The sequence below is a fragment of the Streptomyces sp. NPDC087300 genome, assembly GCF_044744425.1.
GTDB lineage: Bacteria > Actinomycetota > Actinomycetes > Streptomycetales > Streptomycetaceae > Streptomyces.
Genome location: NZ_JBIUYI010000003.1, coordinates 76210 through 97630, shown reverse-complemented (window position 1 = coordinate 97630; position 21421 = coordinate 76210). Strand labels below are relative to the sequence as shown.

Here is a 21421-nt window from a genome sequence, read left to right as displayed (position 1 = left end):
ACGAGGAGAGCTCATGCCACCGGCACGTCAGTTACGGCTCGCCGCGCTCAACATCGACGGCGTCCTGCTGAACGACACCTTCAGCCCCGTCATCCACCACTTCGTCGTCAGCCGGGGGGCCGCCTACACCGCCGACGTCGAGCGGCGGATCTTCTCCCAACCGCAGGCCGTCGCAGGCCGTGAGATGGCCGCCGTCACCGGACTCGACCGCTCCGGGGTGGACGGCGGGGAAGCGCTCGCTCGGTACTTCGAGGAGCGTGCCGCCTACCTGGCGGACCACCCCGTCGAAGTCCTCGACGGCGCGCTCGACCTGCTCAAGCGGGTGCGCTCCCTGGGGCTCGCGACCGTCTGCTACGGCGGCCTCGGAAAGGAGCACTTCGACCGCTTCCTCGGCCCGCACGTCGACCTCTTCGACGCACCGCACTACGTCTGCACCAACGACTTCCGGCCCGGCATCCGCGAGATCGCCGCCCTCTTCGGACTCCGCCACGACCAAGTGCTCTTCGTCGACGACGTGGCCCGTGTGGCCGAGGCGGCCAGAGAGCTCGATGTCGCATTCATCGGCCACCCGAGCAACTTCCACGGCAGCTTCCAGCGTCAGTTGATGCGGGAGGCCGGAGTGCGCCATGTGGTGCCTTCGCTGGACGGGATCGACGAGGAACTTCTCGCGCGGCTCGACGGTGAGGCTGCCAACGGCACGTGCTGGACCGGTTCCTGACGCACTCTCACATTGCGCACACCGCACCACTCGTACGGTCAGGGATTGTCGGAGGATCACGAGAACGGGGGAGCAGATGGGTCTCACAGGCATGCCACACATGCTCGAGGGCAAGGTCATCATGGTCACCGGCGCGTCGAGCGGCATCGGGGCCGCCGCCGCCAGGCTCTTCGCCGAGCGGGGCGCCGCGGTGGTGGTGATGGCCCGCCGCAGGGACCGACTGGAGGCGCTGGCCAAGGAGTTGGCCGACCGCGGGTACCGCGCGAGCGTCTGTGCCGGTGACGTGACCGACCCGGTCGACGTCAAGCGGGCCGTCGCCATGGCGGTCGACACCTACGGGCGGCTCGACGGCGCCTTCAACAACGCGGGCTGGGGCGCCGCGGGCACCCTCATCCACGAGACCGACGACGCCGTCTTCGACCAGATCGTGGACACCAATCTGCGCGGGGTCTGGAACTGCGTCAAACACCAGGTGCCCGCCATGCTCGCCGCGGGCGGCGGGTCCATCGTGAACACGGCGAGCACCGCGGGCCTGGTCGCCACCGGGGCCCTCGCCCCCTACGTCGCGGCCAAGCACGCCGTGATCGGCCTGACGAAGGCGGCGGCCGCCGAGTACGGCGAGCGCGGAATACGGGTGAACGCCCTGGTCGTGGGGTCCACCCTGACCGAGCTGATGGAGGAAGTCCTCGCGGAGACACCGGCGTTGACGGAGCCGTTCACCGCCCGCTCGCTGCAGAAGCGGATGGCCGCCCCGGTGGAGGTCGCCGAGGCGGCGGCCTGGCTGTGCAGCGACGCGTCGTCGTTCGTGACCGGGGCGCCGGTGCCGGTGGACGGAGGCTGGACCGCCGCCTGAGCCGTCGGCGCCGTCAGGAGAGGCCGGGCGGGTGGTTGCGCACCGCGACGCCCGGCTCCGCCGTGGCGATGCCGGTCAGCACCAGCTGCCAGTTGTGGGCGAGCAGCGGGGCGACGTCGTCGGTGGCGGCCGTGTCCCGGTGCCGCAGATGAGCGGCGGCCCCGGCGACCAGATGACGCACCAGTGTCGTCACGTCGTCGGGGCGGGCCTCCGCCCGCAGTTGGCCGTTGCCGTGCGCGTGCCGCAGCAGCAGGTGCGCGACCGGCAGCCACAGGGCGGTCCAGCCGTCCGTTCCCGGGCGCTCCCGCTCCAGGCGGACGGCCGCACGCACCTCCGGGTTCCTCTCCACGAGCAGGATCAGTTCCGTCATCAGCGCCGCCACCTGGTGCAGTGGGGGATCGCCGGTGGCCGTCACCTTGTCGAGTGCGGCTCGGGTCACCGTCCGCCCCGCCTCCTCCACCGCCTCCGCCAGTTCGCTCTTGGCCTGGAAGTGGAAGGTGAGTGCGCCCATCGAGATGCCCGCCGCCCGGCTGATCCGCGACAGCGACGTACCGTCGTAGCCGTCCCGGTCGAACTCGGCGGCTGCCGCCACCACCAGGGCGCGGCGGGTCCTGATCGCTCGCTCCTGCTTCACCATGGTCTCTCCGTAAACTCGACGTCCGGCTCGCACAGGTACGTGCGGTCCGGCGTCCGGGGCGGGGGGCGGACCTCCAAGGTTGCTCCGGCCTGCGATGACCGGCAACGTGGAGTTGCCCAAGTAGTCGAGCGGGCCGAATAATTGATGGAACTTTAACGGCCCCCGCACGCGCCCCCGGACCGGATTCCGGCGGACTTGCCAAAGTCGATGGCCCTGACGCGCCCGGACTTTCTCCCGCGGGGCACAGCTGTCAGGCTACTCATGGGAAGGATGCGCGTCGGATGTATCTCCGGGTGTAAGTGCGGATGAGGCCGGCGGTGATCTTCCATCCACATCGATCACGCGAATGACCGTGAAGTGACCGTCAGTCGATATGGGGGAACGTTCATGAATACGGCAGGGGAAACCCGGGCGAAAAAGATCGCCCTGATTCCGGTGCAGGCGCAGACGCACTCCCCGTCGGGTCAGGTGCCGGGCGTCGGGCTCCGCCCGCCCGGCGGGCCGCCTGCCGGGCAGGTACTCACCACGGGGGTGGGCCTGGAGATGCCGACCGCCCTGAGTTTCGACGACTGGGAGCGCGCGGGCCGGCAGCTCGCCCGGATCGTCGACTCGTCCTGCTGGTGGCTCGGTGACTGGCTGGTCTACGGAAAGGCGCACTACGCGGACCGCTATCAGCGCGGAATCTGCGCCGCCGGTCTCCAGTACCAGACCCTGCGCAACTACGCCTGGGTCTCCCGCCGCTTCGACGTCTCGCGCCGCCGCGCCAAGCTGAGCTTCCAGCACCACGCGGAGGTGGCGTCGCTGCCGCAGGGCGAACAGGACGTGTGGCTGGAGCGTGCCGAGGAGGCGATGTGGAGCACCAAGCAACTGCGCAACGCCATACGGGACGAGCGCACGGACATCGCGCCCGCCAAGGAGAAGAAGGCCGTCGCCGTACGCCGTCTCGAAGTCCCCGACAATCGCGTGCGACGGTGGCGGCAGGCCGCTGAACAGTCCGGAATCGACCTGGAGAATTGGGTGATGGCGACCCTGGACAGGGAGGCGGGGGCGACTCTCGCGGATTTGGAAGAAGTTCCCGCATTGAGTTTATGAATAGTTTCCCGAAGATACTCAGGTAATCGTCATCGGTGGTGCGTGGGCGAGGAATTGGGGCGGCGGCCCGGAAGACTCAGCTTCCGGGCCGCCGCCCCAATTCACCACCCACTGCCCGCCTCACCCGGTCGGCCGGACCTCCAGCGCCGCCCGCAGCGCGCCCTTGTCGACCTTGCCGACGGCCGTGTACGGGAACGCGTCCCGCAGCAGCACCTTGTCCGGGATCTTGTACGTGGCGAGACCGCACGTGCGCAGGAACGCCTTCAGCGCGGGACCTCGCAGCGCCCCGTCGTGCGTGAGGACGAACGCGTGGCTGCGTTCGCCGAGCACCGGGTCCGGCATCCCGACCACCGCCGCGTCCTGCACGGACGGATGCGTGAGCAGATACTTCTCGACCTCCTCCGCCGGGACCTTGTCGCCCGCCCGGTTGATGACGTCCTTGAGCCGGCCGGTGACGACGATGTTCCCGTCGGGGCGGCGCACCACCAGGTCCCCGGTGCGGAAGAAGCCGTCGGCGGTGAACGAGCGGGCGTTGACCTCCGGCGCGTCGTAGTACCCGCGGATCGTGTAGGGGCCGCGGGTGCACAGCTCGCCCTCGGTGCCGTCGGGGAGCTCCTGGCCCGTGACGGGGTCGCACACCCGTATCTCGTCGGCGGCGGCCATCGGGCGGCCCTCCGTGCCGAAGACGATGTCGTCCGGGTCGTCGAGCCGGGTGTAGGTGAGCAGGCCCTCGCCGATGCCGTACCACTGGCTGAGCCGGCAGCCGAGGACCTTGCGGGCCCGTTCCGCCTCGGCGGGGTTGAACTTGGAACTCCCGACCTGGAGGGTCAGCGCCGACAGGTCTACCGGCTCCTTCTCCGCCGCGTCCACCCACATCCGCACCAGGGGCGGGACGAGCGTGGTGAGGGTGACCTCCTCGCGGCGGATCAGTTCGAACGCTTCCTGCGGACGCGGCCCCGCGGCGAGCACCACCTTGCCGCCGACGAGCAGGGTGCCGAGCACGCCGGGGCAGCCGAGGGCGGCGTTGTGCGCGGCCGGATTGACCGCGAGGTACACGTCGTCGGGCCCGATCCGCAGGCCACGCGCGGTGGCCAGCATGTTGTACGCGTAGTCGTCGTGCGTCCGGGGGATCAGCTTCGGCAGCCCGGTGGTGCCGCCGGAGAGCAGGAAGAGGGCGGGATCCGAAGGGTCCACCGGTGCGAACTCGTCTGCCCCGTCCGTCTGTTGTCCGGTCAGGGCGAGGGATTCGAGGGAGGTGAACTCCTGCGGGTCGCCCGAGATCAGCACATGACGGATGCCGGGCACCTCCTCGCACACCTCACGGGCAAGCGCGCGGTAGTCCTGGCCGCAGAAGTCGTCCATGGCGAGGTAGCCGATCGCGCCCGAGTGCGCGCACAGGTGGACGATCTCGTTCTTGCGGTGGCCCGGCAGCGCGAGAACGGGGATGACGCCCGCGCGGAACACCGCGAGCAGCACCGTCATCAGCTCCGGCAGATTGGGCATCTGCACCACGATCCGGTCGAGCGGGCGCAGCCCGAGACCGAGCAGACCGGAGGCCAACCGGTCGGCGCCCGCGCCGAGTTCGCCGTACGTGATGCGTCGCCCGCCGGATACGACGGCGGTCTTCGCGGCGTTGTCGGCGCACGATCGCGCCAGCAGGTCGCCGAGGGAACGGCCCAGCCAGTAGCCGTCCTGCCGGTACCGGCCCGCGACGTCGGCGGGCCAGAAGGCGCAGCCTTCGAGCATGTCTCACTCCTGTGAGGTCGGGTGTCAGATCGAGTCGGACGGATGTCCGCGGGGGAACGTGCCCGGATGCGCGAGCGCGGGGCGTGCACGGGTACGGCAAGTACGGCGAAGGGGTGCGCGTCCGGGGGAGGTTCGCGCACCCCTGTCCGAGGGTCGTCGATTCACTTGTGCGGCGGGGGAGCTCCCGGTGCCTCAGCGGGTCACCGTGCCCTCCCGCAGCCGCTCCACCATGCGGTGGGTGGTCTCCAGCGGGGTCTCCCCGTCCGTCTTGGCGCTGCCGAAGCGGGAGTTGACCTCCCGCACGTGGGCGTTCCAGCCCTCGCTGCCGTCGAAGGGGATGGTCTCGTCCTCGTCCCACACCGGGTAGGGACGGTAGTTGTTGACCCCGGGCACCGGCTCGCCGCGCACCAGCACCGGGTCCAGGTACAGGCCCTCGTTGGAGATGGACGTGGTGGCCGCCATGTAGCCGATGTCCAGTCCGCAGCGGCGCTTGGCCGAGGTGTTGGGCTCCGAGTAGTGCAGCAGGTTGGGGTGGTGGATGGAGACGTCGCCCGGCTCCAGCTCGATGGTGACGACGCCCGCCTTCGCCACCCACTCCGCGACGAGCTCGTCGCGCGCCTGCGAGAAGAGCATGTTGGGCACGTCGGTGCGCGGGCGCGGCGGCTGGATCGGGATGACGTGGCTGCCGGGAATCATGCGCAGGCAGCCGTTCTCCTCCTTGGACTCGTCCACGGCGAGCCACACCGTGAGCGCCTCCATGGGGTCGAGCTTCCAGTAGGCGCCGTCCTGGTGCCAGAGCACGGGCCGTCCGTCGTACGGCGGCTTGCTGACGTAGTGCGCGGTGAAGCACGCGACGTCGGCACCGAGGAAGTACTCGGCGATGTCCACGAGCCGCTTGTCGGTGACCATCCGCACCCAGAACGCGTCGTTGCGCATCAGCGGGTGGTGGTACTCCTCGGGGCGCAGCTCGGGGTACTTGGTGCCCAGCCACTCCACGTGCGCGCGGGCCTCGGCGATCACGTCCTGGTCGATGACGTTGCGCAGGATCGCGAAACCGTCCCTTTCGTACTGCTCGGCGATCTCAGCCAGTGACGACATGGTTCTTCCTGCCTTTCGGTAACTGAACGGGTGCTGGAAATCTCAGACGGCGCGGCGCTCGCGGAGCTCGAGGGTGCAGCACTTGATGCTGCCGCCGCCCTTGAGCAGCTCGGACAGGTCCATGCCGATCGGCTCGAAGCCCCGCTCGCGCAGCTTGGCGGCCAGGCCACTCGCGGCCTCGGGCAGGATCACGTGCCTGCCGTCGCTGACGGCGTTGAGGCCGAAGACCCCCGCGTCGTCGGCCGTGGCGAGCACCGCGTCGGGGAAGAGCTGGCGGAGCACGGCGAGGCTGCCCTGCGAGAAGGCGCCCGGGTAGTACATGACCTCGTTCTCGGCGAGGACGGTCAGCGCGGTGTCGAGGTGGTAGTAGCGCGGGTCCACCAGGTCGAGGCCGATGACCGGGCGGCCGAAGAACTCCTGCGCCTCGAAGTGGCCCTCGGGCGTGGAGCGGAAGCCCTTGCCCGCCAGGACGTAGTCGCCGGTGACGAGGAAGTCGCCCTCGCCCTCGTTGACGTACTCCGGGTCGAGCAGCTCGGTGAAACCGTGCGTGCGGAACCACTCCAGGTACGCGGGGCCCTCGGCGACCCGCTCCGCGTTGCGGAACCGCGCGCCGAGCACCTTGCCGTCCACGACGGTGGCGCCGTTGGCGGCGAAGACCATGTCGGGCAGACCGGGGATCGGGTCGATCAGGTCGACCCGGTGGCCGAGCTGGACGTACAGGTCGTGCAGCCGCTCCCACTGGGCGACGGCGAGCGGAGTGTCCACGGGCTTGGCCGGGTCCATCCACGGGTTGATCGCGTAGGTGACGTCGAAGTGAGTGGGACGGCACATCAGATACCTACGGGTGCGCGCGACACGGGCGGCCGGGGTGGTGGTGGCCGTGACGGGGGCGGTGACAGTGGTCATGACACTCCAGTTCGTAGGGCGGTTCGAGCACTGCCGACGGCAGGGTGCTGCCGTGCGGCGAGGAGGGAAGCAGGTGGGGGCCGGGGCGGTGTCAGGCGCCCGGCCAGGGTCCGTGGTGGCGCGGCCCGGACGGCGACGGCGGCTCCGCGGCGGCCGGTTCGGTGATGTCGTACACCTCGCCGAACACCATCCGCTGGGTGCCGACGCGTACGGTCCGGGTGATCCGGCAGTCGGCGATCGTGCGTGCCGCGTCGGTGAGATGAGGGCCCGCGCCGCGCTCGGTGCGGTGCCAGGAGAGGCGGTCGAAGCGGTCGGGGCCGCCGGCGGCGATCACGTCGGCGGCTGCCCGCCCCCGGCCGTGCAGCAGGTTCACGGCGAACCGGCCGCTGCGCAGCGCCGCGTCGAGCGTCGCGCTGCCGAGCCGCATCCGCACGAGCAGCGTGGGCGGTTCGAGGATGACGCCGCACAGGGACGAACAGGTCGTGCCGAGCGGACCGTCGTCGGCGCCGGTCGCGGTGACGACGGCGATCCCGTCGGGGAAGCCCGCCAGCAGAGAACGGAAGCGGTCGGGGTCGGGGCCGGTGGTAGGGAGAGTCGTCCGAGCCGCCGAGTCCACGGTGGTCAGGACCGCGTCGGCCGCGGGGGCGACGGGGTCGGGGCCGGGACCGGTGGGGCCGGAGCGGTGCAGGAGGGTGGGGCCTGCGGCAGGGCCACCGGGTGCCGTCGCGAGGCCCGCCGCGCGGCGGCCCCACGCGGGCGTTGCGGCCTTGGCGCGCCGGTCCGCGGTCCACAGCAGCGGTCCGCTGAGGCCGGTGGCGGCCAGCGCCATGACGAGCAGGGCGAGATAGACGCCGGGAGTGAGGATGCCGGCCGCGTATCCGGTTTGCAGGACGACGAGTTCGGTCAGTCCGCCGGTGTTGAGCAGCGCGGTCAGGCGCAGGGCTTCGGCGCGCGTACGGGGGGTGCCGCCGCGCCGCGCGCAGGCCACCGCGGCGAGGCCGCTGCCCGCGAGCCGGGCGAGGACGGCGAGTGTGCCGCCCAGGAGCAGCGCGGTCCAGGGCAGCGCGGGCGGCGATGCGGCGACGGCGGCGGTGCCGGTCAGGGTGAAGAGCACCGGCAGCGTGAGCCTGCCGAGTCCGGCCAGGGTGCGCGAGCTCAGCGTGAACGAGCCCCGGCGTCCGTCGGCGGGCAGGGCGGTGCCGACCAGGACCGCGCCGCACAGCACCGCGAGTCCCACGTGCCCGCGCAGATGCACAGCGAGCGCGGCGGGCGCGGCGATCAGGAGCAGTACGCCGAGCGGGAAGCGGGCGGCGAAGGACCTGACGGCCGTGGTCCGGGCCAGCCTGCGCAGCACGTACGCGGCCGCGAGACCGCCGCCGAGCACGAGTGCCGTGCGGCCGGGTCCGTCGTCACCCGCCGCGAGGCCGAGGGTGGCGGCGAGCAGGACCCAGATGACCGCCTCGACGAACGCGGCGCGGTCCGTGGCGAGACGGCTCGCGGGGCTGTTCTGGATATTGCGGTTGCGCAGCGCGGTGGCGAGGACGGGGACCGCGGTGCTCGACAGGGCCACGGTGACCACCAGGATGAGCGCGGAGGCGGGCGCCGCACCGCGCAACTCCGGTGTGCCGTAGGCCAGTACCCACCCGGCGAGGCCCGCTCCCGCCGCCATCGGGAGCAGCGCGGCGGCGACGGAGAGCCAGGACGCGGTGCGGCAGGGCGCGACGAACGCGCTGCCGCGCACCTCGTGGGCCGTCCCGACCAGGAACAGCGCGAGCCCGAACTGCCCGAGCTGCGTGAGGAGTTCACGGCCGGGCGCGAAGTCCCCGCCCCACCCCGCACACGTCACGAGCACCGCGCCGAGCAGCGTGCAGAACACCACCTCGCCGGCCACCGGGGGCCGCCCGACGAGCCGGGCGAAGCGGCGCCCCGCGAGAGCGGTGGGGAGGATCGCCGCGAGGACGAGAAGGGGCGCGGCAAAGGAGACGGTGTCCACGATTGCTTTCTCCTTTCTTTCCTTGGCGGGCAACTCCGTCGGGCGGCGCACGGGCCGACGGGGAGAAGGAATTCCGGATCTGCCGCAAGGGCCGGGCAAGGATTCCGGGGAGGCGACGTCCATGCAGGTCAGGCCCGTTGAGATGCGGTCTGTCGGCGACCTGACGGCAATTCTTCACCAGCCGCCGGAGATCGGGGCGATGCCTTTCATGCGTCTTTCACGCGGCCGTGTGCGGGGCGAATCTCGCCTACGTTCGTCATCAGTGAAGCCCCCTATCGAGAAGGGTCCGAACGCATGGTGTCGACAGTTCCCGAACTCTTCGAGGCGATCGTGGCGCGGGAGTCCGACGCCCCCGCGCTCGTCTTCAAGGACCGCACCCTCGGCTACCGCGAGCTGAACGCCCGCGCCAACCGCCTCGCACGGCGCCTCGTCGCCCACGGGGTGGGCCCGGACACCCTGGTCGCGCTCTCCCTGCCCCGCTCCGACGGCCTGGTCGTCGCGGTGCTCGCGGTGCTCAAGGCGGGCGGCGCCTATCTGCCGCTCGACCCGAACTACCCGGCGCCGCGGCTGACCCGCATGGTCGAGGACGCGCGCCCCGTCCTGATGCTGCGCACCCCCGAGGTGCCGTCCCCGGCGCCCGGCATCCCCGAACTGGTCCTTGAGGCACCGGAGTTCGTTCCGGTCGGTGCCGGTCCCGGTGCTGCGGCCGGACCGGGCGACGAGGCCGACCTCACCGACGCGGACCGTCTCGCCCCGCTCACCCCCGACCACCTGATGTACGTCATCTACACCTCGGGCTCCACCGGCGTCCCCAAGGGCGTCGCCGTGCCGCACGCGGGCGTCGCCGACATGGTCGCCACACAGGCGGACGTCATCGGCCCGGGGCCCGGCGACCGGGTCCTCCAGTGGGCGTCGATCAGCTTCGACGCCGCGTTCTGGGACCTGACGCTCGCGCTGCTCTCGGGCGCGACCCTGGTGATGGCCGAAGCGGACGACATACTCCCCGGTCAGCCCCTGCGTGACACGCTGCTGCGGCACGACGTGACGCACGCCGTGCTGCCCCCGGTCGCCCTCAGCGTCACCGACAGCGAGGGCGTCCTCGTCGGCGGCACCGTCATGTCCACGGGCGACGCCTGCACCGAGACGCTGGTCCGCGAATGGTCGGCGGGCCGCCGTATGTTCAACGGCTACGGCCCCACCGAGGTGACCGTCGGCGCGACCGTCGCGGGCCCGGTCACCGACGCCGACGAGGTCAGCATCGGCACCCCGTGGACAGGCAACCGCGTGTACGTCCTCGACGAGCGGCTGCGCGAGGTCCCCGAAGGGGAGGAGGGCGAGCTCTACCTGGCGGGCAGCGGTCAGGCACGCGGCTACCTCGGCCGCCCCGGCGTCACCGCCACCCGCTTCGTGCCCGATGTGGCAGGGCCGCCCGGGGCGCGCATGTACCGCTCGGGCGACCGGGGCCGGCGCCGCCCCGACGGCGAGCTCGTCTTCACCGGCCGTGCGGACAACCAGGTGAAGGTGCGCGGCTTCCGCATCGAGCTCGGCGAGATAGAGACCCGCCTGGCCCAGCACCCCGACGTGTCCCTCGCGGCGGTCCTCGTCGAGGGCGGCCTCGCCGACGCCAGGGTGATCGCGTACGTCACGGCCCCCGCGAGCCCCGCCCTGACCGGCCAGGACCTGCGCCGCTTCCTTGCCGCCCAGGTTCCCGAGCACATGGTCCCCTCGGCCGTACTCGTCCTCGACGGATTTCCGACCACGTCCAACGGGAAGATCGACAGGTCCGCGCTGCGCGACGCCGTCCCGCGTCCGGAGGAGCCGCGGACCTCCGTAGCCACCCTGTCCGGCGGTGAAGTCGCCCCGGACGAACAGCGGTTGCTCGACCTCGTGGGCGAGATCCTCGACGTCACGGACGTCCGTCTCGACGACAACTTCTTCGAGCTCGGCGGCCAGTCCATCCTCGCCGCGTCCCTGGCCCGCCGCATCCGCCGCACCTTCGAGGCGAGCATCCCGATGCGCTCGATCTTCGAGGCGCGCACGCTGGGGGAGCTGGCCAGGACGGTGCGCGAGACACGGGTGCCGGACCTGGTCGGCTGAGCCGGGCGGAGGCCAAAAGACCGCTGACAGTGCGGCCAGGAGACCGCTGACAGTACGGAGGGACCGCTCACCTCGGTGAGCGGTCCCTCCGTACTGTCAGCGGTACTTTCCTGCTGTTCATGCCCGGCCTCAGCCCTCGAACGACACCCGCAGTGAGTGGTGGCCGAACAGGAAGGAGGAGTGCACGCGTTCCGGAGTGCCGTGCACCTCGATGTGCCGGACGCTCCGCGTCAGGGAGTCGAGCAGGGAGCGCAGGCTCGCCCGGCCCAGGAAGGCGCCGACGCAGAAGTGCGAGCCGTGGCCGAGGGCGACGTGCTTGTTGGGGGTGCGGGCCAGGTCGAAGGAGCGCGGGGAGGCGAAGACCTCCTCGTCGTCGTTGGCGGAGGTGTTCCAGAGCGTGACGATGTCGCCGGTCCGGACCGAACTACCGCCGATCGTCAGGGGTTTGGTGGCGGTGCGCGCGAAGTGCATGCCCGGGGTCGACCAGCGCAGCACCTCCTCGACCGCGGTCTCCGTGCCGGTCTCGCCGTCGCGCAGCGCCCGCCACTGCGCGGGGTTCTCCGCCAGTGCCTTCACGGCGGCGGTGGCGGCCATCCGGGACGACTCGTCGCCGCCGAGGATCAGGCTGTAGCAGTTGAGCGCGATCTCCTCGGGCGTGAGGCGGGCGCCGTCCACCTCGCTGGTCGCCAGCATGCTCACCACGTCGTCGCCCGGGGCGGCCCTGCGGTCCAGGGCCAAGTCCATGAAGTACAGGACGAGTTCGTTGCGGGCGCTCACCGAGTCCAGGGCCCCGTCGTCCGGGCCCTCGGCGGCGAGCGCGGACTTGCTCCACTCCAGGAGCTGCTTGCGGTCCTGCTCGGGGACGGAGAGCAGATCGCAGATGATGCCCATCGGCAGCTGCTCGGCGACCTCCGTGGCGAAGTCGAACTCGCCCAGGGCGGTGGCGGACGCGATGAGCCGGGAGGTGCGCGACGCGATGCGTTCGGCGACGTGCCCGAGCACCCGGGGGCTGAACGCGCGCAGCATCAGACGGCGCAGCGAACGGTGCCGGGGCCGGTCGGTGACCGCGAGCATCTTGCCGCCGGCCGGATCGTCGCCCTGCAACAGGACTTCGAGGACCGTGCCGCGCCCGGACGCGAGGCCGGCCGCGTCGCTGTAGCAGGCCAGTACGTCGGCGTGCCGGGTCACCACCCAGAAGCCCGGCCTGCCGTCCCTGGCCTCGTGCCAGTAGACGGGTTCGCGCTGCCGGATCTCCGGCCAGATGTCGCGCGGATCGTGCGCGGCGAACGTCGCGGGATCGGTGAGGTCGAGCGAGCGGGCAAGCGCGAAGGGCAGGCTCATCCGGGTTCTCCTGTCGGGACGTCGCGCGGCACGGTGCCTGACATGTCACGCGGGAGGCGCGCGGCACGGTCGCTGGGATCGTCACAGCCCCGGCGCCTCGGGTGGGCGCTTCTTGCCGACCTCTTTCGAGTGCGTACGGGGCCCGGCGGCGCCGCTGACGGGCAGCTGACGGACAAGGGAAAGATTGCCGGGCACACGTCCGCCGCCGTGCCACTCTCGGGTCCTGCCGGACACAGGCCGGAACCGAGTGTGTGAGGTGGATCGTGCCGAGAACGCAGTCGCAGTCGCCGTCGCAGGTACGGAAGAAGGCGCGGGCCCAGGCGCTGGCGCCGGTGCCGACACAGCCGCAGCCACGAGCGCGCCGGGGACGCGGTGCCACCTGGGTGCGCACCCTGCGGGCCGCCGCCCGGCCGCGGGCCCGCCTCGTCTGCTTCCCGCATTCGGGCGGCTCCACGGCGAGTTACGCCCACTGGGCCGCCGCGCTGCCCTCGGACGTCGAACTCCTCGCCGTCCAGTTCCCCGGCCGCGGCGACCGTTTCGCGGAGCGCCCGAGTGGCTCCGTCCGGGCGATGGCTGCGGCGGTCGCCGACGAGCTCGCGACGGCGTACGGGAACACGACGTACGAGAACACGGCGTACGGCGGGACCGCCGAGCCCGCGCCGACGGCCTTCTTCGGCCACAGTCTCGGCGCGCTCGTCGCCTACGAGACGGCGCTCGCCCTGCGCGACGCGGGGTGCGAGCCCGCGCACCTGCTGGTCTCGGGGTGCGCCGCGCCGCACGACGTACGGGACGGCGGTCTGCACCGGGCCGACGACACCACGCTGTGGGAGACCGTCACCGGCCTCGGCGGGTTCGAGGCCGAGGTGGCCCACGATCCCGAGCTGCGCGACCTGCTCCTGCCCACCCTGCGCGCCGACCTGACCGCCAACGAGACCTACCGTCCGCACCCGGTCTCCGGCCTGCTGAGCTGCCCGGTGCGCTGCTACTTCGGCAGGCGCGACCCGCTCGTGGACGCCGGGCGCGTCACGGAGTGGGGGCGTGTCACGGCCGGGGCGTTCACGGTACTGCCCCATCCCGGCGGGCACTTCTACGCCGACGACGGCACGGCGGCGGGAGCCGGGACCGGGACGACCACGGCCATGGGCGCGGGCACTGGCGCGGGCACGGCCGAGCTCGTCCCGGACATCCTGGCAGCCCTGTCGGCCGACGCCCTGCCCCTGGCGCAACCCGCCTGACCACCTGGTCCGCAGAAATCCGCAGAAAGGAGCCCCCGTGAGTCTCGAAGGGAAGTCGGTGATCGTCACCGGAGCCGGTTCGGGCATCGGCGCGGCCATCGCCGAGCGCGCCGCGCGAGCCGGAGCCCTGCTGTGCGTCGCGGGCCGCCGTGAGGCGCCCCTGAAGGAGCTGGCCGGGCGCCTCGGCACCCCCGTGGAAGTGGTCGCGGCCGACGTCGCGGCGCCCGACGCGGCGGCGCGCATCGTCGACGCGGCCGTGGCGCGCTTCGGCCGGGTGGACGCCGTCGTCAACAACGCGGGACTCGCCCGTTTCGGCAAGCTGGCGGAGAGCGGGGCCGCGGACTTCGACGCCATGTTCGCCGTGAACGTACGCGCGCCGGCCGAGCTCGTCCGGCACGCGCTGCCCCAACTCCGCGCCCACCGGGGCGCGGTGGTCAATGTCTCCTCCGTGGGCGGCGTGCTGTCCATGCCCGGACGATCCGCCTACGGCGCGAGCAAGGCCGCCCTGAACAGCCTGACCCGTTCGCTCGCCCGTGAACTCGCCCCGGACGTACGGATCAACGCGATACTGCCCGGTCCCGTGGACACCCCTCTCTGGCACGAGGCGGGCCTGACCGCAGGGGGGACCGAGGCGCTGCGCACCGGACTGCTCGCGGCCACCCCGATGGGCCGGTTCGGCGACGGCGACGAGGTCGCCCCCCTGGTGTGCTTCCTGATCGACCCGGAGCTCTCGGGGTGGATCACGGGCGCGCTGATGCCGGTCGACGGCGGCCGTACCGCCTGACGTACGGAGCAGCACGGCACGACACCGACCTCAGTACACAGATCAGCACCCCCACCTCGCCGACACGGCGCACTCCAGCACATTTTGACGGTACGTCAGATCAGTCGGCCGTCCCGGCCGCCTTCCCGATCCCACCCCTGGAGGTGGCATGACCACGCGAAGCCCCGCCCGCCCCGACGTACGGCCCCCCGCCGACCCCCTGGCCGGCCGGTCCGTCGCCCGGACGATTCCCTCCTCCTGCCTGATGGACATCTACCGGGCCGCCGAGCGCAAGGAGCGCGAGACCGGCGCGGAGATCATCAAGCTGCACGTCGGCGAGCCGTACTTCCTGCCGCCCGACGACGTCGCCAAGGCCCTGATGGACGCGGTCCAGCTGGGCCGCACCAGTTACACCACCGTCGAGGGCCTCGTCGAGCTGCGGGAGGCGATCGCCGAGAAGCTGGCGCGGGAGAACCGGGTCGACAGCGACGTGTCCCGCATCTTCGTCAGCCCCGGTTCGGCCCAGGGCCTGTCCGCCCTGATGAAGGCACTCGCCGAGCCGGGCGCGGAGATCCTGCTGCCCGAACTGCACTGGCCCGTCCACCTCCAGCAGGCCCTGCTCGCCGGGCTCAAGCCGGTGTTCTACCCGCTCGGCGAGGACTTCCGGCCCACCCCGGAGGCGGTCCGCGCCGCCGCGGGTCCCCGTACCCGGGTCCTGATGATCAACTCCCCGACCAATCCGACCGGCGTCACCATGGACGCCGAGCGGCTCGCCGCGCTGCTCGCCCTGGCGCGCGAAGAGGGCTGGCAGGTGATCAGCGACGAGGCGTACGAGCACTTCGTGTACGAGGGCGAGCACATCTCCCTCGCCTCGCTGGAGCGCGACGTGCCCGTCGACGAGCGCATCGTGCACAGCGTGTACACCCTCTCCAAGAGCCTCGCCATGACCGGCTACCGGCTCGGCTACGTCGCCGCCGCCAACGAGCCCACGGCGCAGGCCCTGCGCGTGGTGCAGGAGGCGAGCATCATCGCGCCCTGCACCCCCGTGCAGTACGCGGGCATCGCCGCACTGGCGCTGCCCGGCGTCACCGACACCCATCGCGAGATGGTGCGCCGCAACCGCGACACCCTCCTCGCGCCGCTGGTCGACGCGGGCCTGCTGCGGGAGCTGCCCGCGGGCGGCTGGTACGCGATGCTCGACGTCTCGCGCACCGGGCTCGACGCGGCGGCCTTCAGCATGAAGCTGCTGGAGGCGCAGGACGTCGCGGTCGTGGCGGGCGCCGGGTTCGCGATGCAGCCCCGGCTCGACGCGGCGGGGCGGATCGAGTCCGCGGGCTTCGCGCCCTGGTCGCGCCATCTGGTCAGGATCGCCTTCTGCGTGGACCCGCGGACACTGCGCACCGGTGTGAGCCGGATCCTCGAATTCGTCCGCAGCTGCGAGCAGGAGTGAGCTGATGTCCACCTCCACACCCGGATCCACGTCCCGGTCCGCACCGGACGCACCCGCGCGCCTCACCTATGCCGACTACCTCCACCTCAACACCCTGCTCTCCCTCCAGGTCCCGCAGACCCCGGACACCGTGGACCGCGCGGTCGTCCTCTCCGAGCAGTTCTTCATCGTCACCCACCAGTCCTGCGAGCTGTGGCTCAAGCAGATCGTCGCCGATCTGGAGGCGGCGGTGGACACGCTGGACAGCCAGTTCGGTGACGGCGATCCGGAAGTGGCCGTCGAGTATCTGCTGCGGGTCGAGGAGCTCTTCCGGGTCCTCCAGCAGCAGCTCGTCGCCCTGGAGAAACTGCCGCTGCGTCACTTCGCGGAATTCCGCCCCTACTTGGGCAGCGCGAGCGGCGCCCAGTCGGTTCAGTTCGCCCAGCTGCACCGGCTGCTCGGTGACGACCAGATACCGGGCCGACTCTACGAGTCGTACCTCGTGGCGCTCGAAAGGGCGGACACCTCCGCGATGGAGGTCTGCCGCAGGGGCGCCCCCGCCGGAGTCTTCCACCGGATCGCCGAGACCCTGATGGACATCGGCAACGACTACTGGCGATGGAAGGTGGGTCATCTGGCCCTGATGTCCCGCACGCTCGGCGACAAGCCCGGCACGGCGGGCACGTCGGGCGCCGCGTATCTGGCGGCGCGCATCACGCTCCCCTTCACCGAACTGCGCCGGATGCGCAGCCAGGTGCACGAGGACTACGCCCGCGCGCACGCGCACCAGAACTGAGGCCTTAGCGCCACGTGGTCGGGCCCCCGGTGGCACACACCGGGGGCCCGACCACGTGCTGTCGCCCTCTGCCGCGTCCCGCCCGCGTCGGCCGTCACGCCGCCGCGTCGAGCGCCTCGCCGCCCAGGCTTCCGTACGCGTGCGCCGCCGACACCAGCGTCATGTGGTGATGCCAGCCGGGGTAGGAGCGGCCCTCGAAGTCGAGCAGGCCGTAGTCGTCCTCCATGCGGCGGGTCGCGGCCCCGGCGCGGGCCGCGAGCGAGGCGAGCGCGAGGAGTTCGTCGGGGCGCCGGTGCACCAGGTTCGTGAGCCACAGCCGCGGTGCGGTCCCGGCGTGCACGTGGCGCAGCGCGACGAGGCGGTGCACCCGCTGCAGCGGCGGCCGCACCCCGGGCAGCTGCACGAGTCCGCTGAGCACGGCGGGCCGTCGTACGGAGCGGTCGCGGCTGTCGTAGCGGCGGTTGTCGTTCGGCGACGGGCTCAGGCACGTCCACGCCTCGACGGGGGCCGCGCCGGCGGCCGGGGACGCGGGGGAGCCGCCTCCCGTGCGACCGGCGCCGACCCGCACCGCTTCGGCGGGGAGCACCGGCATCGTGCCCGGCACGGCGACGACGAAGTCCCGGCCCCTGCGGACCAGTTGACGTACCAGCGTGCTCGTCCCGGGGTGTCCCGTCAGGTCCGCCACGACCGGTAAGGAGCCGAGCCTGCGGCCGCCGAGCCCGGCGTCCACCAGGTCGAGTGCGTACTGCCCGACGGGCTGCGGCCGGATGCCGGACGGCACGCGGGCGCGCGCCCTGCGCTCCGGGTCCTCGGCCCAGCCGCCGTGCAGGAGCAGCCGCCAGTCCACCGGCACGGCCGCCGCGCCTTCCCGCTCCCGTGCCGTGCCGGCCAGGAAGGCACCCACGCCCACCTGGCAGTTGACCGAGCGTCCGGCCTCCGGCAGGAACCGGCGGTGCACGCCGCAGGAGTGGTCGCCGCGCTTGCGCAGCACCGCCACGTCGAGCACCCAGGCCTGCGGTGCGATCCTGGCGGCGACCCAGCGGGTCAGCTCGGCGCGGGCGGGCATCCACTCCCACGGGCTCGCGTTGACGAACTGGTGCATGGACTGGGACGCGGTCGCCGAGGCGGAGACCGAGGAGGCGAGCCGCCGGACGGTCTTCTTGCCCTCGGTCGCGAGCAGCGCCATGACGTAGGCCCGGCCCCAGTGCCGCTGATCGGCGCGCGGCAGGGAGCCGAAGACCTGGTCGGCGAATTCCGAGGCGGACGGCATGCGCTGAGTGAGCGTCAGATCGTGAGCAGGCATGATGCGGTCCCTCCCTGGGCCGGCCATGAGGTTCTGGCGAGCGGGCTCAGGAAAGAGCATAGCGAACGTTCTCTTTTTTTGAAGTCCCCGGGAAAACCTGGGGACAGGATCCTGGTTCATGGTGAATTGCCCTCAACTCACAGGGGAGTTGAGGGGGTCCGGATGCCCCGGAGGCACCCGGGGCCGGGGTGCTCAGCGAGCCGTGCCGAGGAAGGTGAGGATGCTGCGGTTCACCGCCTCCGGCCGCTCCAGGTAGCCGAAGTGGCCGCAGTCGGGGATCACCTCGTACTGGGCGCCGCGGATGGCCGCCGCCAGTTCCGCGCCCAGGTGCGGCGGGGTCACCAGGTCGTCGGCGAAGGAGATCACCTTGGTCGGCGCGCGCAGCGCGGCGTACGCGTTGAGGCGGGCGGGGAGCGGCTGGAGCCGCTCCTGGGCGAGGACGCCCGGGGCCGTGCCGTCCCCGTCGTAGAGCTCGAAGAGTTCGAGCCACTGGCCGACCGTCGTGTCCTGGGCGAGGGTGGTGGGGGAGAGGTAGGTCAGGGCCTTGACCGCGGCGCGGTAGGCGGGCGTCGCGACGATGCCGGCCTCCTGCATCTCGCGCTCGGCGGCGGACAGGGCGAGCCGCATCCGGTCGTCCCGCGCGCAGGCCGCGAGCAGGACCAGACGGTCCGTCAGGTCCGGGCGGGCCAGGGCGGTCTCGGCCGCGATGCGGGCCCCGAGCGAGGTGCCGATCACATGGGTGGGTGGCAGGTCGAGGTGCTCGATCAGGGCGATCGCGTCGGCGGCCATGTCCATCACGGTGAATCCGTCGGCACACTCGTCCGTGGGAGGTATGCCCCGGTTGGTGACGGTGATGACGCGATGGCCCGCGGCGGCGAGTGCGGGCACCTGATGCAGGTGCCAGGGTTGACCGCCGCTTCCGGTGCCCATGATCATGAGGACCGGGGCGTCGCCGGATCCCGTGTCCTCGTAGTGCACGCGGATGCTGTTGATGAGTGTGGTCGGCACGAGGGCTCCTTGGGGGCGGGCGGTCAGGCGCCGTGGGCCCGCGTCCGGTCGACGTTCTCGGACTCCTCGCAGGGTTCGAGGAGGTAGCCGCGGCCCCAGGCCGTGCGGATGGCCAGGTTGACCGCGGCGACGCGCCGGCGCAGGCGCATGATGTGCAGATCGAGCGAGTTGCGGGAGGGATCGCCGTTGGCGGTCTCCGCGAGCCGCTGCTTGAGCTCGCCGCGGTGGACCACCGAGCCGAAGTGCTCGACGAAGAGCTCCATCAGCTCGGTCTGGGTGGAGGAGATGCTCACCGACTGCGCGTCGTAATGCAGTGTGCCCGCCGAATCGAGAACGGGCGTACGGCGTCCCGCCGCCCTCTGTTGCAGCGCCTTCACCCGGGCCGCGAGGTCCGCCTTCGAAATGGGAGCGCGCACCCAGTCCTCGCGCGGATCGCTGCACAGAGGCGGTTCCGCGCCCGCTTCCACAATGAGCAGGCAGGGAATGGATTCGGTTTTGCATTGACTGCGCAAGGCCGCCTGGGCGGGCCATCGCACAAACTTGACTTCATTCTTGGAACTCTTGACCACGACAGCCCCCGAGGCGTGATGCCAATGACGGAATCAATGGAGTGGTGGAGTGCGGAGAGAGGGACGAGCCGCTGCCGGGTGACGTGGTAAATCCGCTGCCACCTGGGGAAACGATGAGTCGTTCGCTCGTCTGTCCTGCCGACGGGACGGACGTGAGCCGTCCCGGCCGCTCGCCGGTGTCCGACGGTCGAACCGACAGTAGGGCGTGCTTAGTTCTTCCGGCAACGAAAAAACAGAACGAGGTAACCGGTACGGCCGGAGGGCGGGATTCCGTACCTATCCAATCTCTTTCTGCGTGCTTGACTCGCCATTCTCGGCTGGCGATGGTGAGACACGTTGCATTTTCCAGTTTTCCGGGGTCTCCGGGTTCTCACTTCTTCTGAGCAAGGGGATGGTCACTTTGCGTCCATTGGGTTTGTCATCGGCACAGGAGGCCCTGTGGCTCGCGCAGGAGCTGAACCCGGACGTGTCGAACAACGTCGCCGTCTGCTGGGACGTGCGCGGCGGCCTCGACATCGAGGTGCTTGACACCGCGCTGCGCACCGTCCTTGCCGAGACCGACACGGTGCGCGTCAACTTCCGTCGCGGAGAAGGCGGCGCGGGGCCCCGCCAGACGCTGCGCGCGGACGCCGTGGACGCGGGCACGGGCGCGGATGCCATCGACGCGGGTACCGGTGAAGTCCCGGACCCGGCCCCCTTCTTCGTGGACGTCAGCGCCGCCGACGATCCCCGGGCCGCCGCCCGTGACGTGGTCGCCGAGTGCGTGCGGGTGCCCTTCGACCTCGCGCACGACACCCTGTACCGGGTCGGCACCGTGCGCCGCGCGGACGGACACCATCTGCTGGTCCTGGTCTTCCACCACATCGTCACCGACGCGTACGGCGTGATCGGCCTCCTGTCGCGCCGCATCGCCGAGGTCTACTCCGCTCTCCTGGCCGGCGAGCCGCTGCCGGCCCGCCCTGCCGCCGCCACACCCGATGCCCTGGTCGAGCGCGACACCCGCTACCGCGCGTCCGCCCGGTTCGCCAAGGACGCGGATTTCTGGCGCACTTACCTCACCGACGCCCCCGACGCGGTCCGCCTGCCCGCCGCGCAGGGTCCTTCCGGCGGCCGTGCCCCGGCGGGCGGGGAACAGGCGGGCCGGAGCGCCGACGACTGGTCCTCCGTCGCCGCAGCCATGGGCGTCGCCCAGCACACCGTCGCCGTCCCCAAGCTCCGGGCCGACGGCTGGGAGTCCGCGGCCCAGAGCGCGGGACTGACCTTCCCCGCGCTGCTCACCGCCGCGGCCGCCGCCTTCTTCCGGCACGTCTGCGATCAGCGCGAGATCCAGTTCGCGTTCACCGTGAACAACCGCATCGGGGCCGAGCGCAGTACCCCGGGCCTGCTCTCCAACAGCCTCCCGCTGCGCGTCGAGGTCCCCTACGGCGCCACGTTCGCCGAGCTCGCGGAGACCCTCACCGACGAGAAGCGCACCGTCTTCCGGCACGCGGGACACCAGGTCTCCCTGATCCAACGGGCCACCGGGCAGACGGGATTCGCCGGGGGCAGCCCCTTCGGCGCGGTCCTCAACGTCATCCCGTTCGTCGAAGGCCTCGACCTCGGGGGCAGCCCGGCCACCTTCGCGGGCGGCAGCTTCGGCGCCGTCGACGAGGTCATGATCTCCACCTACCGGGACGGCGGCGCCGACAGCGACCTGTACATCCGCTTCGACGCCCCGGGTGAGCGCTACACCTGCGAGCAACTGGCGTCACTCGCCGACCAGTTCACCACCTTCGTGGCAGCCGCGTCCGCCGACCCGCACGCCCGCGTGGGCACCGCCGAGCTGCTCGGCCCCGAC

General features: G+C 71.7%; 18 protein-coding genes (1 of these 18 cut by a window edge). 9 read left to right on the top strand and 9 right to left on the bottom strand.

Annotation, left to right across the window (positions count from 1 at the left end):
• The first annotated feature begins 13 nt into the window (after positions 1–13).
• Positions 14–718, top strand: coding sequence for an HAD family hydrolase (locus ACIO9J_RS11315; RefSeq protein WP_401996163.1), 705 nt, complete (start codon positions 14–16; stop codon positions 716–718).
• 100 nt (positions 719–818) lie between these two features.
• Entirely contained in the window at positions 819–1571 is a 753-nt protein-coding gene (locus ACIO9J_RS11310) for an SDR family NAD(P)-dependent oxidoreductase (protein ID WP_401998486.1), read from the top strand.
• A gap of 13 nt (positions 1572–1584) precedes the next feature.
• On the opposite strand, the gene ACIO9J_RS11305 is transcribed toward ACIO9J_RS11310, so the two are convergent.
• Complete coding sequence (locus ACIO9J_RS11305) at positions 1585–2208, bottom strand: TetR family transcriptional regulator (protein ID WP_401996160.1); 624 nt, start codon at positions 2206–2208, stop codon at positions 1585–1587.
• Between the two features lie 387 nt (positions 2209–2595).
• On the opposite strand from ACIO9J_RS11305, the gene ACIO9J_RS11300 reads away from it, so the two are divergent.
• Positions 2596–3300: an LmbU family transcriptional regulator gene (locus ACIO9J_RS11300; protein WP_401996157.1), complete on the top strand. Its 705-nt coding sequence runs from the start codon at positions 2596–2598 to the stop codon at positions 3298–3300.
• Between the two features lie 120 nt (positions 3301–3420).
• Here the strand turns inward: ACIO9J_RS11300 and ACIO9J_RS11295 are convergent, their stop codons facing one another.
• The 4 genes from ACIO9J_RS11295 to ACIO9J_RS11280 all read right to left on the bottom strand — a co-directional run bounded on the left by ACIO9J_RS11295 (position 3421) and on the right by ACIO9J_RS11280 (position 9043).
• Positions 3421–5046 (bottom strand): (2,3-dihydroxybenzoyl)adenylate synthase, encoded by a 1626-nt coding sequence (locus ACIO9J_RS11295; protein WP_401996154.1) that lies wholly within the window; start codon positions 5044–5046, stop codon positions 3421–3423.
• A 192-nt stretch (positions 5047–5238) separates the two neighbouring features.
• Positions 5239–6144, bottom strand: a complete 906-nt coding sequence (locus tag ACIO9J_RS11290) for a phytanoyl-CoA dioxygenase family protein (protein WP_401996151.1) — start codon at positions 6142–6144, stop codon at positions 5239–5241.
• Between the two features lie 42 nt (positions 6145–6186).
• Positions 6187–7050 (bottom strand): dimethylargininase, encoded by an 864-nt coding sequence (gene ddaH, locus ACIO9J_RS11285; protein WP_401996148.1) that lies wholly within the window; start codon positions 7048–7050, stop codon positions 6187–6189.
• 91 nt (positions 7051–7141) lie between these two features.
• Positions 7142–9043, bottom strand: a complete 1902-nt coding sequence (locus ACIO9J_RS11280) for a flavin reductase (RefSeq protein ID WP_401996145.1) — start codon at positions 9041–9043, stop codon at positions 7142–7144.
• Between the two features lie 294 nt (positions 9044–9337).
• On the opposite strand from ACIO9J_RS11280, the gene ACIO9J_RS11275 reads away from it, so the two are divergent.
• Entirely contained in the window at positions 9338–11140 is a 1803-nt protein-coding gene (locus ACIO9J_RS11275) for a non-ribosomal peptide synthetase (protein ID WP_401996142.1), read from the top strand.
• Positions 11141–11269: 129 nt separating this feature from the next.
• Here the strand turns inward: ACIO9J_RS11275 and ACIO9J_RS11270 are convergent, their stop codons facing one another.
• On the bottom strand, positions 11270–12481 hold the full coding sequence (locus tag ACIO9J_RS11270; protein WP_401996139.1) for a cytochrome P450: 1212 nt from the start codon (positions 12479–12481) through the stop codon (positions 11270–11272).
• Between the two features lie 263 nt (positions 12482–12744).
• On the opposite strand from ACIO9J_RS11270, the gene ACIO9J_RS11265 reads away from it, so the two are divergent.
• From ACIO9J_RS11265 to ACIO9J_RS11250, 4 genes are all read left to right on the top strand, one after another.
• The gene (locus ACIO9J_RS11265) at positions 12745–13716 is read left to right on the top strand and encodes a thioesterase II family protein (RefSeq protein ID WP_401996136.1); all 972 of its coding nucleotides are present in this window, start codon (positions 12745–12747) and stop codon (positions 13714–13716) included.
• A gap of 37 nt (positions 13717–13753) precedes the next feature.
• A complete protein-coding gene (locus ACIO9J_RS11260; RefSeq protein WP_401996133.1) occupies positions 13754–14500 on the top strand; it encodes an SDR family NAD(P)-dependent oxidoreductase in 747 nt (248 codons plus the stop codon).
• A 148-nt stretch (positions 14501–14648) separates the two neighbouring features.
• On the top strand, positions 14649–15929 hold the full coding sequence (locus tag ACIO9J_RS11255) for a pyridoxal phosphate-dependent aminotransferase (protein WP_401996131.1): 1281 nt from the start codon (positions 14649–14651) through the stop codon (positions 15927–15929).
• Positions 15930–15933: 4 nt separating this feature from the next.
• Entirely contained in the window at positions 15934–16704 is a 771-nt protein-coding gene (locus ACIO9J_RS11250) for a tryptophan 2,3-dioxygenase family protein (RefSeq protein ID WP_401996128.1), read from the top strand.
• 94 nt (positions 16705–16798) lie between these two features.
• Here the strand turns inward: ACIO9J_RS11250 and ACIO9J_RS11245 are convergent, their stop codons facing one another.
• From ACIO9J_RS11245 to ACIO9J_RS11235, 3 genes are all read right to left on the bottom strand, one after another.
• Complete coding sequence (locus tag ACIO9J_RS11245) at positions 16799–18007, bottom strand: IS701 family transposase (RefSeq protein WP_401996125.1); 1209 nt, start codon at positions 18005–18007, stop codon at positions 16799–16801.
• Positions 18008–18199: 192 nt separating this feature from the next.
• Positions 18200–19015, bottom strand: a complete 816-nt coding sequence (locus ACIO9J_RS11240) for an alpha/beta fold hydrolase (RefSeq protein WP_401996122.1) — start codon at positions 19013–19015, stop codon at positions 18200–18202.
• A gap of 23 nt (positions 19016–19038) precedes the next feature.
• The gene (locus ACIO9J_RS11235; protein WP_401996119.1) at positions 19039–19431 is read right to left on the bottom strand and encodes a winged helix-turn-helix domain-containing protein; all 393 of its coding nucleotides are present in this window, start codon (positions 19429–19431) and stop codon (positions 19039–19041) included.
• Between the two features lie 568 nt (positions 19432–19999).
• On the opposite strand from ACIO9J_RS11235, the gene ACIO9J_RS11230 reads away from it, so the two are divergent.
• Positions 20000–21421, top strand: partial view of a non-ribosomal peptide synthase/polyketide synthase gene (locus tag ACIO9J_RS11230; RefSeq protein WP_401996116.1) — the start only. 17565 nt of this gene lie beyond the right edge of the window; 1422 of the gene's 18987 nt are visible here — the first part of the coding sequence; it begins with the start codon at positions 20000–20002; the stop codon falls past the right edge of the window.